Here is a 17,661-nt window from a genome sequence, read left to right on the forward strand (position 1 = left end):
CGCGGGGTCGCCGGCGGGCGGGGTGCGACGTGAACGAGGAGAAGCTGCTCGGCTACCTGCGCAAGGTCACCGCCGACCTGCACGAGACCCGGGAACGGCTCAAGGCGGCCGAGGCCGTCACGCCCGAACCGGTCGCGATCGTGGCGATGGCCTGCCGGTTCCCCGGCGGCGTGGCGACCCCCGAGGACCTGTGGCGGGTGCTCGAAACCGGGACCGACACGCTGACCGGCTTCCCGGACGACCGGGGCTGGGACATCGACGCCGTCTACCACCCCGATCCGGATCACCCGGGCACGAGTTACGTCCGCGAGGGCGGGTTCGTCCGCGACGCGGGCGCGTTCGACGCGGCCTTCTTCGGGATCTCGCCCCGCGAGGCGCTGGCGATGGACCCGCAGCAGCGGCTGCTGCTCGAGACGTCGTGGGAGGCCGTGGAACGCGCCGGGATCGACCCGCTTTCCCTGCGCGGCCAACCGGTCGGCGTGTTCGCCGGGACCAACGGCCAGGACTACCCCGGGCTGCTCAGCCTCGCGCCCGGGGCCGGCGACGGCTACGAGAGCACCGGCAACGCGGCGAGTGTCCTTTCCGGACGGGTCGCCTACGTGCTCGGCCTGGAGGGCCCGGCGGTCACCGTCGACACCGCGTGCTCGTCTTCGCTGGTCGCGCTGCACTGGGCGGCGCACGCGCTGCGCGAAGGGGAGTGCACGCTGGCGGTGGCCGGCGGCGTCACCGTGATGACCGCGCCCGGGGCGTTCATCGGCTTCAGCAGGCAGCAGGGGCTGGCCGCGGACGGCCGGTGCAAGGCGTTCGCCGAGGGTGCCGACGGCACCGGCTGGGGCGAAGGCGCCGGCGTGGTGCTGCTGGAACGGCTGTCCGACGCCCGTCGCAACGGGCACCCGGTGCTGGCCATCGTCGCGGGCTCGGCGATCAACTCCGACGGCGCGTCCAACGGGCTCACCGCGCCCAACGGCCCGTCGCAGCAGCGGGTCATCCGGGCCGCGCTGGCCGACGCGCGCCTGTCACCGTCCGATGTGGACGTCGTCGAGGCGCACGGGACCGGCACCTCGCTCGGCGACCCGATCGAGGCACAGGCACTGCTCACGACCTACGGCGAGCACCGGACGGCCGGGCGCCCGCTGTGGCTCGGCTCGGTCAAGTCGAACCTCGGGCACACGCAGGCCGCCGCCGGGGTGGCCGGGGTGATCAAGATGGTGCTGGCGCTGCGGCACGGCGTGCTGCCGCCGACCCTCCACGTGGGACAGCCGACGTCGCGGGTGGACTGGTCGGCCGGTGACGTCCGCCTGCTGACCGAGCCGGTGCCGTGGCCGGACGAGGGCCGGGTGCGCCACGCGGGCGTCTCGGCGTTCGGGGTCAGCGGCACCAACGCGCACGTGCTCCTGGCCGCGCCACCGGCCGAAGAAACGTTGCCCCAGCGGGAAAGCCGTCCGGTGGACGTGGTCCCGTGGGTCCTTTCCGGACGGTCGGCGGCCGCCCTGCACGCCCAAGCCGCCCGGCTCGCCGCCCTCGACGTCGACGACCCCGCCGGCATCGGGCTGGCGCTCGCGACGACCCGGTCGGCCTTCGAGCACCGCGCGGTGCTGGTCGGCGACGCGGCCGAGCTGCGCGCGGGCGTGCGCGCGCTCGCCGGCGGCGAAGACGCGCCCGGGCTGGTGCGCGGCGCCGTCGCCGAAGGACTCACCGCCTTCCTCTTCACCGGCCAGGGCGCCCAGCGCGCCGGCATGGGCCGTGAGCTGTACGAGCGTTTCCCCGCCTACGCCACCGCGTTCGACGAGATCTGCGCGGAGTTCGACCGGCACCTCGACCGTCCACTCAAGACAGTGGTGTGGTCGGGCGAGGAACTCGGCGAGACGGCCTACACCCAGCCCGCCCTGTTCGCGCTCGAGGTCGCCTTGTTCCGGCTGGCCGAATCCTGGGGCGTGACCCCCGACCATCTCGCCGGGCACTCCATCGGCGAGCTGGCGGCGGCGCACGTCGCGGGCGTGTTCTCGCTCGCCGACGCCGCCGAGCTGGTCGCCGCGCGGGGACGGCTGATGCAGGCGTTGCCCGCCGGCGGCGCGATGGTCGCCGTCCAGGCCACCGAAGCCGAAGTGACCCCGCTGCTCGACGGCACGGTGTCGCTCGCGGCCGTCAACGGCCCGGGCTCGGTCGTCGTTTCCGGTGCCGAAGCCGGGACGCGGGAGATCGAGCGGCACTTCGCCGCGCTGGGCCGCCGGACCCGCCGCCTGACCGTTTCGCACGCTTTCCACTCGCCGCTGATGGACCCGATGCTCGGCGAGTTCGCCCGGGTCGCCGCGCGCGTCACCTACGCCCGGCCGCGGATCCCGGTCGTGTCGACGGTGACCGGGAGGCCGGCGCCCGATGCACTGTCCACCCCGGGCTACTGGGTGCGCCAGGTCCGCGAGCCCGTCCGGTTCGCCGCCGCCGTCGACACGCTCGCCGGGCTCGGGACCACCCGGTTCCTCGAGCTGGGCCCGCACGGCGTGCTCACCGCGATGACCGAGGAGTGCCTGCCCGGCGTGACGGCCGCCGCGCTGCTGCGCCAGGACCGCGACGAAGTCCGGACCGCGCTGACCGCGGTCGCCGCCGGGTACGTCCGCGGCGCGCGGGCCGCCTGGGCCGGGGTGTTCGACGGCACCGGCGCGCGGGCGCGGGAGCTGCCGACCTACGCCTTCCAGCGCGAGACCTACTGGCCCCAGCTGCCCGGCCCGGCCGGCGGCGGCACCCGCGACGCCCTGCTCAAGCTCGACTGGGTGCCGGTCCCGGCCGGCGAGCCGGTGCCCGCGGCGTGGGCGGTGCTCGGCTCCGGCCACCGGGAACTCGCCGCGGGCCTGCTCGCCGAGCTGGGCGCGCTGGCTTGCCACCCGGACCTCGACGGCCTCGCGGAAGCGGGTGCGCTGCCCGACGTCGTGGTCGCTCCCTTCCTGTCCCGGTCCGAGGCGGACACGCCCGGCGAGGCGGCCCGCCGCGCGCTGCGGCTCGTGCGGTTCTGGCTGGCCGACGAGCGGTTCGAGGGCCGGCCCCTGGTCGTGCTGACCCGCGGCGCCGCCGTCGACGGCGGGGTGCCCGACCTCGCGCAGGCCCCGGTGTGGGGCCTGCTGCGCTCGGCCGCGGCGGAGCACCCCGGCCGGTTCGTGCTCGCCGACGTCGACGAGCCGTCGGCCGCGCGGCTGCTGCCCGCCGCGCTCGCCACCGGTGAACCCCAGTTTCTCCTGCGCGACGGCGAAATCCGGGCCGCTCGCCTGGCGAAGCTGCCGTCGTCGTCCGGCCCCTCCGCGTCCTTCGGCCCGGACGGGACGGTCCTGGTCACCGGCGGCACCGGGATGCTCGGCGCGCTGGTCGCCCGCCACCTCGTCACCCGGCACGGGGTGCGGCACCTGCTGCTGGCCAGCAGGCGCGGCCCGGACGCCGAGGGCGCGGCCGAGCTGAGCGCGGAGCTGGCCGGCCTCGGCGCGGAACCCGTCGTCGCGGCCTGCGACGCCGCCGACCGCGCCGCGCTGGCCGGGCTGCTGGCGGGTATCCCGGCGGACCGGCCGCTGACCGGGGTCGTCCACGTGGCCGGTGTCCTCGACGACGGCGTCGTGTCCGCGCTGACGCCCGAGCGCCTGGACACCGTGCTGCGGCCCAAGATCGACGCCGTCACGAACCTGCACGAGCTGACCGGCGGCGCCGAGCTGACCGCGTTCGTCGTGTTCTCCTCGGTTTCCGGCACGCTCGGGCCGGTCGGGCAGGCGAACTACGCGGCGGCCAACGTCTGGCTCGACGCGCTGGCCCGCCACCGCCGTGACCGCGGCCTGCCCGCGCTCGCCCTCGGCTGGGGGCTGTGGGCGCAGGCGAGCGGCATGACCGGCGGGCTCGCCGACCGTGACCGCAGGCGCCTCGGCGCCACCGGCATGGTCCCGCTGTCGGCCGAGGAGGGCCTGCGGCTGTTCGACGCGGCCTGCCGCGCCGGCGAGCCCGTGGTGCTGCCGATCCGGTTCGACCCCGCCGTGCTGCGCGCCGCCCCGGCACTGCCGCCGGTGTTCGCCGGGCTCGTCCCGCCCGCCCCGCCGGCCGAGCCCGCCGGCGGCCCGGCCGGGCTGACCGCGGCCGCCGTGCTCGACGTCGTGCGCACCGCCGTGGCGCAGGTCCTCGGCTACCGGGACGCGGCGGCCGTCGAGCCGGACCGCGCGTTCGCCGACCTCGGGTTCGACTCGCTGACCGCGGTCGAGCTGCGCAACCGGCTCGCCGCGGCCACCGGGCAGCGGCTGACGGCCACGCTGATCTACGACTACGCCACCCCGAACGCACTCGCCGCGCACCTGCGGGCCGAGCTGACCGGCGACGCGGAGCCCGGGAGGCCGGCGTCCGGCGCCGCGCGGGCCGGCGACGAGCCGATCGCGATCGTGTCGATGGCCTGCCGCTTCCCCGGTGGCGTCCACACCCCGGACGAGCTGTGGACACTGCTCGCCGAAGGCCGCGACGCGATCGGCGGGTTCCCGGCCGACCGCGGCTGGGACCTCGACGCGCTCTACGACCCGGATCCCGACAGCGAGGGCACGTCCTACGCCCGCGAGGGCGGTTTCCTCGACGACGCGGCGTTGTTCGACCCCGCGTTCTTCGGCATCTCGCCCCGCGAAGCCCTCGCCATGGACCCGCAGCAGCGGCTGCTGCTCGAGACGTCGTGGGAAGCACTGGAACGGGCGGGCATCGACCCGGAGTCGCTGCGGGGCCGCCCGGTCGGCGTGTTCGCCGGCACCAACGGCCAGGACTACCCCGCACTGCTCGCGTTGGCCCCGCAGAGCGCCGAAGGCTACCTCGGCACCGGCAACGCCGCGTCCGTGCTGTCGGGCCGGATCTCCTACGCGCTCGGGCTGGAGGGCCCGGCGGTCACGGTGGACACCGCGTGCTCGTCGTCGCTGGTCGCGCTGCACTGGGGCATCCAGGCGCTGCGCACGGGGGAGTGCTCGCTCGTGCTCGCGGGCGGGGTCACCGTGCTGGCGACGCCGGGCTCGTTCGTCGAGTTCAGCCGCCAGCGGGGCCTGTCCCCGGACGGCCGCTGCCGCGCCTTCTCCGACGACGCCAACGGCACCGGCTGGGGCGAGGGCTCGGGCATGCTGGTGCTGGAGCGGCTGTCCGACGCGCGGCGCAACGGGCACCCGGTGCTGGCGCTGGTGCGGGGCTCCGCGGTGAACCAGGACGGCGCGTCGAACGGGTTGACGGCGCCGAACGGCCCGTCCCAGCAGCGGGTGATCCGGGCGGCACTGGCGAACGCGGGCCTGGAACCGTCCGATGTGGACGCCGTCGAGGCGCACGGGACCGGGACGACGCTGGGTGACCCGATCGAGGCGCAGGCGCTGATCGCCGCGTACGGCCGGGACCGCGAGCGGCCGCTGTGGCTCGGTTCGATCAAGTCGAACGTGGGCCACACCCAGGCGGCGGCGGGGGTCGCCGGAGTCATGAAGATGGTGCTGGCGTTGCGCCACGGCCTGCTGCCGCGGACGCTGCACGCCGACGTGCCGTCGTCCCATGTGGACTGGTCCGCTGGGTCGGTGCGGCTGCTGTCGGAGCCCGTGCCGTGGCCGGCGGACGACCGGGTGCGCCGCGCCGGGGTGTCGTCGTTCGGGGTGAGCGGGACGAACGCGCACGTCATCGTCGAACAGGCACCGGAGCGCCCCAAGGCCACATCGGGGCGCTCGGGGCGGGTGGTCGCGTGGGCGGTGTCCGGCCACACACCCGAAGCCCTGCGGGCGCAGGCCGGACGGCTGCTCGACCACGTCACTGCCCACCCGGGCACGGCGGCCGCCGAAATCGGCAGCGCGCTGGCGGGCCGCACGGTGTTCGGCCACCGCGCGGTCGTCGTGGGTACCGGCCGGGACGAACTGGTGCGGGGACTGGCCGCCGTCGCCGATGGGCGTCCCGCGGCCGGGGTCAGCACCGGCGTGCGGGCCGAGGGCGGCACCGCGTTCCTGTTCACCGGGCAGGGCGCGCAACGGCTCGGCATGGGCGCCGGGCTGCGCCGGGAGTTCCCGGTCTTCGCCGAAGCCTTCGCCGAGGTCTGCGCGCAGTTCGACGGCCGTCTCGACCGGCCGCTCCGGGACGTCGTCGACACCGGACCGGACCTGCTCGACCGGACCGCCTACACCCAGCCCGCGCTGTTCGCCGTGGAGGTGGCCCTGTTCCGGCTGCTGGAGTCGTGGGGCGTCCGGCCGGACCGGCTCGCCGGCCACTCGATCGGCGAGCTCGCCGCCGCGCACGTCGCGGGCGTGTGGTCGCTGCCCGACGCCTGCGCCGTCGTCGCGGCCCGCGGCCGCCTGATGCAGGCCCTGCCCGCGGGCGGTGCCATGCTCGCCGTCGAGGCCACCGAAGCCGAGATCCTCCCGACGCTGCCCGCCGGTGTCGAGCTGGCCGCCGTCAACGGCCCGGCGTCCGTCGTGGTGTCGGGCGCCGAGGACGGCGTGCTCGAAGCCGGACGGCGGTGGGCCGGCCGCCGGACCCGGCGGCTGCGCGTCTCGCACGCCTTCCACTCGCCGGACATGGACCCGATGCTCGCGGAGTTCGGCCGGGTCCTGGCCGGCGTCACCTTCGCCCCGCCCGCCGTCCCCATCGTCTCGACGCTCACCGGCGAGCCGGCGGCCGACCTGACCTCGCCGGAATACTGGCTGCGCCAGGCCCGCGGGACCGTCCGGTTCGCCGACGCCGTCGCCACGCTCGCCGGGCTGGGCGTGACCCGGTTCGCGGAGCTGGGCCCGGACGGCGTCCTCAGCGCGATGGCCGCGTCCTGCCTCGGCACCGGCACGCTGGTCACGCCGGTGCTGCGCAAGGACCGCGACGAGCCGGAAAGCCTCGTGACCGCGCTGGCGAACCTGCACGTCGGCGGCGTGCCCGTGGACTGGGCCGCCGTCCTCGGCGGGCCCGGCGACCCGGCTCCCCTGCCGACGTACGCCTTCCAGCACGAGCGGTTCTGGCCCGAGCCGGCGCCGGTGGCGGCGGGCGACGTCACGATGGCGGGCCTCGACCGGCCGGACCACCCGCTGCTCGGTGCCTCGGTGACCGTGGCCGGGACCGGCGCCGTGGTCTGCACCGGCCGGCTCTCGCCGCGCACGCACCCCTGGCTCGCCGACCACGTCGTCGCGGGCCGGACGCTGTTCCCGGGCACCGGGTTCGTCGAGCTGGCCCTGCGCGCGGGCGAGCTGGTGGGCGCGGGCGGCGTCGACGAGCTGGTCATCGAGACCCCGCTGCCCCTGCCCGGAGACGACGGTGTCCAGGTGCAGGTCGTGCTCGGCGCGCCGGACGAGGCGGGCACGCGGCCGGTGACCGTCCACTCGCGACTCGGCGACGAGCCGTGGACGCGGCACGCCACCGGGCGGCTCGCCGCCGAACCCGGGCGGCTGCCCGAAGACGTGCCGGAGTGGCCGCCCGCCGGAGCCGAGCCGCTGGACCTCGACGGCCTGTACGACGCCGGGCCGGACAGCGGGTTCGGCTACGGCCCGGCCTTCCAGGGCCTGCGCGCCGCCTGGCGGCTCGGCGACGCGGTGCACGCCGAGGTGGCGCTGCGCCCGGAGGAGCACGCCGACGCGGCCCGGTTCGGCCTGCACCCGGCGTTGCTCGACGCGTCGCTGCACGTGCTGGGCACCGTCGCCGATTGGGCCGGCCGCCAGTACCTGCCGTTCTCCTGGAGCGGCGTGACGCTGCACGCGAGCGGCGCCACCGCGGTCCGGGCCACGCTCACCCCGGACGGCCAGGACACGGTGAAGCTGAGCCTGGCCGACCCGGCCGGCCGCGCGGTGGCGACGGTCGACGCTCTGGTACTGCGTCCACTGGCCGGTGCGCCCGCGGCCCGGAAAGCCCACGACGCGCTCTTCCGGCTCGACTGGCGGCCGGCCACGCCGGCGCCGGTCGAGGCCGCCACCCGGCGCTGGGCCGTCGTCGGCCCGGACGACCTCGGCGTGGGGCCGGTCCTCGACGCGAGCGGCGTCACCCTGGAGTCCTATGTGGACCTGGACGCGCTCGGCGCCGCGGTCGGCCTCGGCATGGCGGTGCCCGAAGCGGTGCTGGCCGTGTGCACGCCGCCGCCTGGCGAGCCGCACGACGTCGCGCGGACGACGGCGCACGGGGTGCTGGCCCTGCTGCGGGCGTGGCTGGCCGACGAGCGGTTCGCCGCGGCCCGCCTGGTCGTGGTGACGCGGGACGCGGTGGCCGCCGGGGCCGGTGACGACGTCGCCGGACTGGCCTGCGCGCCGGTGTGGGGCCTGGTCCGCTCGGCGCAGGCGGAGAACCCCGGCCGGCTGCTGCTGGTCGACCTCGACGACCACGCGGACTCGCGCGCCGCGCTCGCTTCCGCGGTCCGCACCGGCGAACCGCAGCTCGCCGTCCGGGAAGGCGTGCTGCTCGCCGCCCGGATGACCCGGGCGGCCACCGACTCCGCCACCGGCAAGCCCCCGTTCGGCCCGGACGGCACCGTGCTGGTCACCGGCGGCACCGGCAGCCTCGGCCGGGCGCTGGCCCGGCACCTCGTCACCGGCCACGACGTCCGGCGGCTCGTCCTGGCCGGGCGCACTGGGCCGGACGCGCCCGGCGCGGCCGAGCTCCGGGCCGAGCTGTCCGCGCTGGGCGCCGACGTCCGGCTCGCCGCCTGCGACGCCGCGGACCGGGCCGCGCTCGCCGGCCTGCTGGCGGATATCCCGGACCTCGCGGCGGTCGTGCACGCGGCGGGCGTGCTGGACGACGGCGTCGTCTCCTCGCTCACCCCCGAGCGGCTGGACGCCGTGCTGCGGCCCAAGGCCGATGCCGCGTGGCACCTGCACGAGCTGACCGCGGACCGGCACCTCTCGGCGTTCGTGCTCTTCTCCTCGGTGTCGGGCACCTTCGGCGCGCCGGGGCAGGGCAACTACGCCGCGGCGAACACCTTCCTCGACGCGCTCGCCGCCCACCGAGCGGCCCGCGGCCTGCCGGCCCAGTCGCTGGCCTGGGGCCTGTGGGACACCGGGATGAGCGCCGGGCTGGACTCCGCCGACCGCCGGCGGATGGCGCGCGGCGGGGTCCGGGCGCTGCCGGTCGAGCAGGGGCTGGCGTTGTTCGACACCGCGACCGCGCTGGCCGAACCCGCGCTGGTCCCGGCGAAGCTGGATCTCGCGGCCCTGGGCGCCGCGGGCCAGGTCGCCGCCGTCCTGACCGGGCTGGTCCGGACGCCGGCCCGGCGGGCCGCGCCGGTGTCCGGGGCGGGCGGCTTGCGCCGCGTGCTGGCCGGAAAGCCCGCGGCCGAGCAGGAAAGCGTGCTGCTGGAGCTGGTCCGGGGCGCCGCGGCCGCGGTCCTCGGGCATGCCGGTCCGGAGGCGGTGCGCCCGGACGCCGGGTTCCTCGTCGCCGGGTTCGACTCGCTCACCGCCGTCGAGCTGCGCAACGCACTGGGCGCGAGCACGGGACTGCGGCTGCCGCCGACGCTCGTCTTCGACTTCCCGGCCCCGGCCGACCTCGCCGCGCACCTGCGGGCGGAGCTGGCCGTCACCGAAGCCGCACCGACGCCGTCCACTGTGGACTCCGGCGAGACGCTCGGTGCGTTGTTCCGCACGGCGTGCGAGCTGGGCAAGCTGACGGAAGGCTTCGAGCTGCTGCAGAACGCCGCGCTGCTGCGGCCCACCTTCGCCTCGGCCGCGGACCTGGCCGAGCCGCCGAAACCGGTGAAGCTGGCTGCCGGGGAGGGCGGGCCCCGGCTGATCTGCTTCAGCTCGTACGTGGCGCTGGCCGGGGTGCACCAGTACGCCCGGTTCGCCTCGCCGTTCCGCGGCGACCGCGACGTGTACGCGCTTCCGGCGCCGGGCTTCGTCAAGGGCGAGGCGCTGCCCGAGACCGTCGCCGCGGTCGCCGAGGCACTGGCGGGCTCGGTGCTGCAGGCCGCCGGCGGCGAACCGTTCGTGCTGCTCGGCTCGTCCTCCGGCGGGATGCTCGCGCACGCCGCCGCCGAGCACCTCGTCGCGCGGGGGACGGCGCCGCTGGCGGTCGTGCTCCTGGACAGCTACCTGCCGCGCGCGGACTCGCCGCTGGAGCGGTTCCGCGACGAGCTGCTGGGCGGCATGTTCGACCGCGAAGCGGTGTTCGCACCGATGGACGTCGCCCGGCTGTCGGCGATGAGCTGGTACTTCCGGCTGATGGCCGGCTGGTCGCCCGCGAAGCTGCCGTCGCCGGTGCTGCTCGTCCGCTCGTCCGAGCCCCCGGTCGCCGAAGGCCCGGGCGGGCCGCTGGCCCCTGGGGAATGGCAGACCCACTGGGACACCGCCGACACCGTCGTCGACGTGCCGGGCAACCACTTCACCATGGTCGAGGACCACGCCGTGACCACCGCCCGGACGGTGCGCGGCTGGCTCGACACGACTTTGAGGACGGAGTTCACGCATGACTGACGACCCGGACCGGTGGCTGCGCCGTTACCACGACGCCGACGAGGGCGCGGTCCAGCTGTTCTGCCTGCCCCACGCGGGCGGCTCGGCGAGCTTCTACCACCCGATGTCGGCCGGCCTGGGCCGGGCGGTGGACGTCGTCGCCGTGCAGTACCCGGGCCGCCAGGACCGGCGCGCCGAGCCGGGCATCGACAGCCTGCCGGTGCTCGCGGACCGGCTCGCCGAGGTGCTGGCCGGGCGGGCCGGGCGGCCGTACGCGCTGTTCGGCCACAGCATGGGCGCGACGCTGGCGTTCGAAGTCGCCACCCGGCTGGAGCGGGCCGGGACCGGCCCGCGCCACCTGTTCGCGTCCGGTCGGCGGGCTCCCGCGTGCCGCCGCGACGAGTCCGTCCACCTGCTCGACGACGACGGGATGCTCGCCGAGCTGCGCCGGCTCGGCGGCACCGACGCGGCCGTGCTGGGCGACGAGGAGATCCTGCGCATGGCGTTGCCCGCCATCCGCAACGACTACACGGCCGCGGAGACCTACGTCCACGCGCCCGGCCCGAAGCTGCGCACGCCGGTCACCGTGCTGACCGGGGACGCCGACCCGAAGACGACCCTGGCCGAGGCACGGGCCTGGCAGGACCACACCGACGGCGAGTTCGAGCTCAAGGTGTTCCGCGGCGGGCACTTCTTCCTCGCCGACCACCAGGCCGAAGTGCTGCGCCTGATCTCCGCGCGGCTGGCGGGCACCTTCACCGGCCACCACTGAAAGGCACCCCCGTGCGCGTGTTGTTCGTGACGCTCGACGAGAAGTCCCACCTGTACTGCATGGTGCCCACGGCGTGGGCGCTCGTCGCGGCCGGGCACGAGGTGCGGGTGGCGAGCTCGCCGGGGTTCACCGACGTCATCACCGGCACCGGGCTGACCGCGGTGCCGGTGGGCGCGGACAACACGATGCACGAGGGCATGAAGCAGAACCGCGACGCCCAGGAAGCCGACATCGCGAACTGGAACGACACCGATCCGGCGTCGCACACCTGGGAAGCGATCCACGCGCGCTACACGTTCACGGTGTGGGCCGGGTTCTCCATCTACAACGACGAGATGGTCGCGGACCTGGTCGCGCACGCGCGCGACTGGCGCCCCGACCTGGTCGTCTGGGACGCGCTCACCTACGCCGGCGCGATCGCGGCGAAGGCCTGCGGCGCCGCGCACGTCCGGCAGCTGTGCTGGGCCGACGTCTGGTGCGCCATGCGCCGGACGTTCCTGCAGCTGATGGCCGCGCAGCCGCCGGAGCGGCGGGAAGACCCGCTGTACGACTGGCTGGAGCTGACCGGCCGCCCGTACGGCGTGGACTTCGCCGAGGAGCTGGTCACCGGCCAGGCGACGATCGACCCGCTGCCGGAGCCGCTGGGCGCCGGCTCCGGCGTCCGGCGGCTGCCGGTGCGGCACGTGCCGTACAACGGCCGGGCGGTGGTCTGGGACTGGCTGCGCACCCCGCCCGCGCGGCCCCGGGTGTGCCTGACACTGGGCGCGTCCAACACCGACGCGTTCGGCGGCGACTACGTCTCGATCCCGGAGATCCTCGCCGCACTGTCCTCTTTGGACGTCGAAGTGGTCGCGGCGCTGGTGCCCGCGCAGCGGACGGCCCTCGGCGAGGTGCCGGCCAACGTCCGCGTCGTCGAGTCGGTCGCCTTGCACACGGTACTGCCGACCTGCGCGGCGATCGTGCACCACGGCGGGTTCGGCAGCTACGGCGCGGCCCTGGTGGCGGGCGTGCCCCAGCTGACGGTCACCACGCCGATCGCCGACCACCTGCTGCGCGCCCAGCGGCTGGCCGACCAGGGCGCCGGACTGCTGTTCACCCACAACGGCTTCACCGCCGCCGGCCTCCGCACGGCGGTGGCGAGACTGGTCGGGGAACCGGAGTTCCGGGCCAACGCGGCCCGGCTGCGCGACCTCGCCCTCGCCCAGCCGACCCCGCACGAGCTGGTGGCGGACCTGGAGCGGCTGGTCGTGAGCGGGAAACAGGGTTAGCACGCTGTTTCCCGCTCGCGACGTCCTCAGCGCGTGGCGAGGCGGCGGCGGATCTCGGGCGCGTGCTCGACGGCGAAAGCCACCAGGGCCGCGACTTCGGCCGCCTGCTCGCTCGTGACCGACGGCCCGGTCGGCAGCGTCAGCACGCGCCGCGAGAACGCGTCGGTGGCCGGCAGCGAGACCGGCCGCTCGGTCCGGTACGGCTCGCACTCGTGCACGCACGGCGAGAAGTAGCGCTGGGCCAGCACGTTGTCCGCCCGCAGCAGGCCGAGGATCGCGTCGCGGGACAGGCCGCACTCCGCCTCGTCGACCTTGACGACGTTGTACTGGTAGCTGTTGCGGTGCTCCTCGTCGTAGCGGTGCATCTCCAGGCCGGGGAGCCCGTCCAGCGCGCCGGCGTACAGCTCGTAGTGGGCGCGGTTGGCCGCGATGGTGGCCGGCAGCGCGTCGAGCGAGGTGAGCCCCATCGCCGCTGACGCCTCGCTCATCTTGGCGTTGGTGCCGGCGAACTCCGTGACGTGCTCTTCGCCCCAGCCGAAGTTGTGCGTGTAGCGGGCGCGCTGGGCGAACTCGTCGTCGTCGGTCACGATCGCGCCGCCCTCGAACGTCGTGACGACCTTCGCCGCGTGGAAGCTGAACATCTCCGCCTGCCCGAACCCGCCGAGCGGCTTCGGGCCGAAGCTGCAGCCGATACCGTGCGCGGCGTCGAAGAAGAGCGTGAGGCTGTGCACCTCGGCGATCTTCTCCAGTTCCTGGATCGCGGCGGGCTGCCCCCACAGGTGCACGCCGACCAGCGCGCTCGTGCGGTCGGTGATGAGGTTCTCGACCTGCTCGGGGTCGATGCAGCCGGTCGTCGGGTCCAGGTCGCAGAAGACCGGCGTCAGGCCCAGGTAGCGCATCGCGTGGGCGGTGGCGACGTAGGTCATCGACGGCATGATGACCTCGCCGGTGAGCCCGGCCGCGCGGGCCATCACCTCGAGCGCGATCGTCCCGTTGCAGGTGGCGACGCAGTGCCTGGTGCCGGCGTGGTCGGCGATCCTGGCCTCGAACTCCTTGACCAGCGGGCCGCCGCTGGTGAGCCGTCCGCTGTCGAGGGCCAGTTCGAGCCGCTCGTAGAACTTCGCCCGGTCGCCGGTGCTCGGCTTCCCCACCACCAAGGTCTTCTCGAAGGCCATCGGGCCGCCGAACAGGGCCAGGTCGTCAACGCTCTTCTTCATGAAGGTCCTTCCCCAGGGGTCGCGGACTGCCCTTACCCGCGGCGACGTGCTTTTCGTTGCTTTCCAACGGTTGTTGAGTTCCCCCTCGATGCGTCGTCTGCAGGATAGGGACGGCGCCCGCCGGTGACCGGTTTTGTCAGCGAACACTGTGAAAGCCCCTAGTCGTCACCGCGTACCGGTTCGCGTGGCGGTCCCGGTGCCGGACGATGCGGTGGTGAGCAGGCACATCGCCGTCTTCAGCTTTCCCGCGTACGCCCACGTCGCGCCGGTCCTGCCGGTCGTGGCCGAGCTGGTGCGCCGCGGCCACCGGGTCACGTTCGCCGTGGTCGACGAGTTCGCCGCCGAGGTCGCCGCGACCGGGGCCGAAGTGCTGCCCTACACCTCGACGTTCCCGTGGGCGACCGGGCTGGGTGACTCCGGTTCGGACGGCTACGCGCTGCGGGCCATGCTGGCGTTCATGGCCGAGGGGCTCGCGCCGCTGCCGTCCGCCGTGCGGCGGTTCGCCGGCGACCCGCCGGACTTGGTCGTGCACGACCTCGCGGCGTCCGAGACGGCGCGGCTGCTGGCGCGCAAGTGGTCGGTGCCCACCGTGCAGTCGTGCCCGGAGTTCGCCTCCAACGAGCACTTCGCGATGAACGCGGCGCAGGCCGCCGAAGACGCCGGCCCGCCGCCGGACCTGGACGATCCCGGGCTCGCCGCGTTCGTCGAGGAGGCGGAGCGGCTGCTGGCCGAGCACGGGCTGTCCGATGTGGACACCAGCGGGGACGCCGGCTACCACCTCGTCTACCTGCCGAAGGCGTTCCAGATCCGCGGCGAGACGTTCGACGACCGGTTCGCGTTCGTCGGGCCGTGCTTCGACCGGTCCGGGCCGGCGGGGGAGTGGGCGCCGCCGGCGGACGGGCTGCCGGTCGTGCTGATCTCGCTGGGCACCTCGCGCAGCCGGGAGCAGACCGGGTTCTTCCGCAAGTGCGTGCGCGCGTTCACCGGGCAGCCGTGGCACGTCGTGCTGACGCTCGGCCGCTGGGTCGACCCGGCCGAGCTGGGGCCGTTGCCGCCCAACGTCGAGGCGCACCCGTTCGTCGCGCACGCGGCGCTGCTGCCGCACACGAAGGTCTTCGTCACCCACGGCGGGCTCGGCAGCACCATGGAGAGCCTGCACTACGGCGTGCCGATGGTGGTGACGCCGTCGCAGAGCGACCAGGTGGTGACCGCCGCCCGGATCGCCGAGCTGGACCTGGGCCGCGTGGTGTCCCGGACCGGCGTCACCGAGCGGGAGCTGCTCGACGCCGTCACCGAGACCGCCGCGGATCCCGTGGTCGGCCGCCGGGTCCGGTGGATGAGCGAGCAGGTCCGGCAGGCGGGCGGGGAGACGCGCGCGGCCGACGCCGTCGAGTCGTGGCTGGAAGGGGCGGTGCGGTGAAGCTGCCGGAGGTCTACCTGAGCGGGATCGGCACGTACGTGCCGGAGACGACCGGCGTCGGGTACGCGATCGAGCAGGGGTGGCTGACGGCCGAGGACGCCGAGAGGACCGGGCTGACCGGCGCGGCGTGCGCCGGCGAGACGCCGGCGCCGGACATGGCGCTGTGGGCGGGGCAGCAGGCCGTGGCCCGCGCGGACGTCGACCCCGAGTCGCTGGACGTGCTGCTCTACGCCGACAACTACCACTCCGGCCCGGACGGCTGGTTCCCGCAGTTCTGGCTGCAGCGGCACCTGGTGGGCGGCGACCTGCTGGCGGCCCAGCTGCGGCAGGGCTGCAACGGCATGTTCGGGGCGCTGGAGCTGGCGGCGACGTACCTGATCGCCCGCGGCGGCGGCACGGCGATGACGGTGGCGTCGGACAATTCGACGTCCCCGCTGGTGAACCGCTGGCGCTGCCTGCGCCCGGACTTCATCATCGGCGACGCCGCGACGGCGGTGGTGCTGACCACGAAGCCCGGCTTCGCGAGGTTGAAGTCGGCGAGCTCGATCACGGTCCCGGAGCTGGAGGGGATGCACCGCGGCGACGAGCCGATGTTCCCGCCGGGAGCGACGGTGGGCCGGTTCATGGACTTCGCCGAGCGCATCGACTTCTTCGGCTTCGAGCACCGCGACACGATGCTGCACAGCGGGCTGAACCTGCTCAAGACCCGGTCGGAGCTGATCGACCGGGTGCTGGCGGAGGCGGGCATCGGGCTGGACGGGGTGAGCCGCATCGCCTACAACCACGGCTCCCGCCAGTACGTGGAGGACGGCCTGCTGACGATGCTGGGCATCCCGCTGGAGAAGTCCAACTGGGACTTCGGCCGCGGCCTGGGCCATCTGGGGGCGAGCGACCAGGTGGCCTCGCTGGCGCACATGCTGGGCACCGGGCAGCTGGAGCCGGGCGACCACGTGCTGATGGTGGGGATCGCGCCGGGGGTGAGCGTGGCGGGCGCGGTGGTGGAGGTCCTGGAGATCCCGCCCTGGGCGGAGCCGGTGCGGCCGAGCAGCCGCTGAGGTCCGGTGGCGGGCCGGGCGGGCTCCGAGGCACCTTTGGTCGGGTCCGGCCGCCTGGCTGTGTGGGGCCTGTGGCGCCTTTGGCGCCTTTGGCTGGTCCGGCCGCCCGGCTGCGTGGGCCTCGGGCCACTTGGCTCGGTCCGGTCGCCTGGCTGTGTGGGCCCCGGGCCATCTCTGGCTGGTCCGGCCGCCCGGCTGCGTGGGCCTCGGGCCACTTGGCTCGGTCCGGTCGCCCGGCCGCGTTCCCACTGACTGGGAGCGAATCCCGTCCAAGCGGGTTGAAACTCACCAACAGTATCTCGCCCGAAGCGCGCCGCCGCTCACCCGTACCGCCCGAACCGAGGTGAAAAAGACGAATCGGGTGGTCCGAGGCAACCCTCGTCCCACCCGACTCGCGGGTTCAGCGCAGTGCCGGCTCAGCCGCCGCTGCCGCCGCCGTACGCGCCGCCCAAAAGGCGGCTGCGGCGCTTGCGGTTCTTTTCGTCGTCGGCCTTGGCGTTGTCCGCCTTGGAGTCCGCCGGCTTCTTCTTGGAATCGTCTTCCTTTTTCCCGAACACGCCCACTTCGTCATCCTTTCTTGGCACCGAACACTGTTCAACAGGCTCCCCGTGGCCACTTTAGGCCGGTGGTTCGAAAGGAACCGGTTCCGGCGCCGCGGAAATCGACGCCGGTCTTCGCAGGATAGCGCAGGGTGCGGTTCGGCGCACCCTGCGCTACCCACGTTCGGACTGGTTTTCGCCGTCGCCGGGAAGCGGTCAGCGGATGTACTGCGGGGTCACCTTCGGCGGCCACTGGCCGATGCAGAGGATGCCCTGCGAGTACGCCTTCGAGACCAGCGCCGAGCGGTTCGGCGACTTGAACTGCCGCAGCATCGCGCCGACGTGGTACTCGATGCCCTGCCTGCTCAGATAGAGCTTGGAAGCCAGCTGCACGGTCGAGATGCCCGCGGCGACGCCTTCGAGCACCTTCGCGTCCAGCTCGCTGAGGAGCTTGTTCTTCTCGATCGCCGGCCGCGGGGCCTCCGCGGCGCGGTCCGGCTTGATCAGCACGACGATCGTGGTCACCTGCCCGGACTGGCTGCGGACCGCGATGCCGGTCAGCCCGCCCGAGAGCACCGGCTGCGCCGGCCGCACGCCGACCAGGCGCGCGCTGAAGCGGTCGCGCCGCCCTTCGTTCAGCCGCGCCAGCTGCTGCAGCGTGAACTGCTTGGCGCTCGGGTGCACGAAGTCCACAAAGCTCTGTCCGAAAACGTCGGACGAAGTACGGCCCAGCTGCCGGAGAAAGTCGCCATTGGCTTCGGTCACCCGCAGATCTGGCCCCAGATTGGCGATGCAGACGTCGGACAGGTCGAAGGGGACGCCGGGATTTCTTTCGGCGGCGGGCGAAGCGGGCGGCGCGGCGGCAGGCCGCTCCGCGATGGAATCGACACGCGTGTTCATGAGATCGAACCCCCAGGATCGTTCTGCATTTTTCGGCATTGTCCAACGACGAACAGCGACGACCCTGAAGCTTCCCCATCCAAAGGGCCCCGCGGCGACTGTCCGGATGGAGCTTCA

The 17,661-nt window shown here is 74.6% G+C and carries 8 protein-coding genes; 5 read left to right on the forward strand and 3 right to left on the reverse strand.

Features of this window, described 5'->3' with window-relative positions; genetic code table 11:
- Positions 1 to 29: 29 nt before the first annotated feature.
- From BT341_RS19630 to BT341_RS19640, 3 genes are read left to right on the forward strand one after another with little or no spacing between them, the layout of a single operon-like run.
- Positions 30 to 10,394, forward strand: a complete 10,365-nt coding sequence (locus BT341_RS19630; protein ID WP_072477684.1) for a type I polyketide synthase — start codon at positions 30 to 32, stop codon at positions 10,392 to 10,394.
- Positions 10,387 to 11,145 (forward strand): thioesterase II family protein, encoded by a 759-nt coding sequence (locus BT341_RS19635; protein WP_072477685.1) that lies wholly within the window; start codon positions 10,387 to 10,389, stop codon positions 11,143 to 11,145. The genes BT341_RS19630 and BT341_RS19635 overlap by 8 nt, the downstream gene beginning before the upstream one ends.
- 11 nt (positions 11,146 to 11,156) lie before the next feature.
- Positions 11,157 to 12,413, forward strand: coding sequence for an activator-dependent family glycosyltransferase (locus BT341_RS19640; protein ID WP_072477686.1), 1,257 nt, complete (start codon positions 11,157 to 11,159; stop codon positions 12,411 to 12,413).
- Between the two features lie 26 nt (positions 12,414 to 12,439).
- Here BT341_RS19640 and BT341_RS19645 read toward each other — a convergent pair whose 3' ends face one another.
- Positions 12,440 to 13,630, reverse strand: coding sequence for an aminotransferase class I/II-fold pyridoxal phosphate-dependent enzyme (locus BT341_RS19645; RefSeq protein ID WP_072477687.1), 1,191 nt, complete (start codon positions 13,628 to 13,630; stop codon positions 12,440 to 12,442).
- 214 nt (positions 13,631 to 13,844) lie between these two features.
- Between BT341_RS19645 and BT341_RS19650 the strand changes: the two genes are divergently transcribed.
- The gene (locus tag BT341_RS19650) at positions 13,845 to 15,050 is read left to right on the forward strand and encodes a macrolide family glycosyltransferase (protein WP_177328858.1); all 1,206 of its coding nucleotides are present in this window, start codon (positions 13,845 to 13,847) and stop codon (positions 15,048 to 15,050) included.
- Positions 15,047 to 16,105, forward strand: coding sequence for a ketoacyl-ACP synthase III family protein (locus tag BT341_RS19655; RefSeq protein WP_072477688.1), 1,059 nt, complete (start codon positions 15,047 to 15,049; stop codon positions 16,103 to 16,105). The genes BT341_RS19650 and BT341_RS19655 overlap by 4 nt, the downstream gene beginning before the upstream one ends.
- Positions 16,106 to 16,521: 416 nt before the next feature.
- On the opposite strand, the gene BT341_RS45430 is transcribed toward BT341_RS19655, so the two are convergent.
- On the reverse strand, positions 16,522 to 16,668 hold the full coding sequence (locus tag BT341_RS45430; RefSeq protein WP_177328859.1) for a hypothetical protein: 147 nt from the start codon (positions 16,666 to 16,668) through the stop codon (positions 16,522 to 16,524).
- Positions 16,669 to 16,860: 192 nt separating this feature from the next.
- Positions 16,861 to 17,544, reverse strand: coding sequence for a helix-turn-helix transcriptional regulator (locus tag BT341_RS19660; RefSeq protein WP_084742936.1), 684 nt, complete (start codon positions 17,542 to 17,544; stop codon positions 16,861 to 16,863).
- Between the last annotated feature and the right edge of the window lie 117 nt (positions 17,545 to 17,661).

The sequence above is a fragment of the Amycolatopsis australiensis genome (assembly GCF_900119165.1).
GTDB lineage: Bacteria > Actinomycetota > Actinomycetes > Mycobacteriales > Pseudonocardiaceae > Amycolatopsis > Amycolatopsis australiensis.

What these genes read in the sequence shown, in the direction of transcription:
- BT341_RS19635 (WP_072477685.1), top strand. Translation starts at nt 10,387, where the DNA reads ATGACTGACGACCCGGACCGGTGGCTGCGCCGTTACCACGACGCCGAC.
- BT341_RS19645 (WP_072477687.1), bottom strand. Translation starts at nt 13,630, where the DNA reads ATGAAGAAGAGCGTTGACGACCTGGCCCTGTTCGGCGGCCCGATGGCC.
- BT341_RS19660 (WP_084742936.1), bottom strand. Translation starts at nt 17,544, where the DNA reads ATGAACACGCGTGTCGATTCCATCGCGGAGCGGCCTGCCGCCGCGCCG.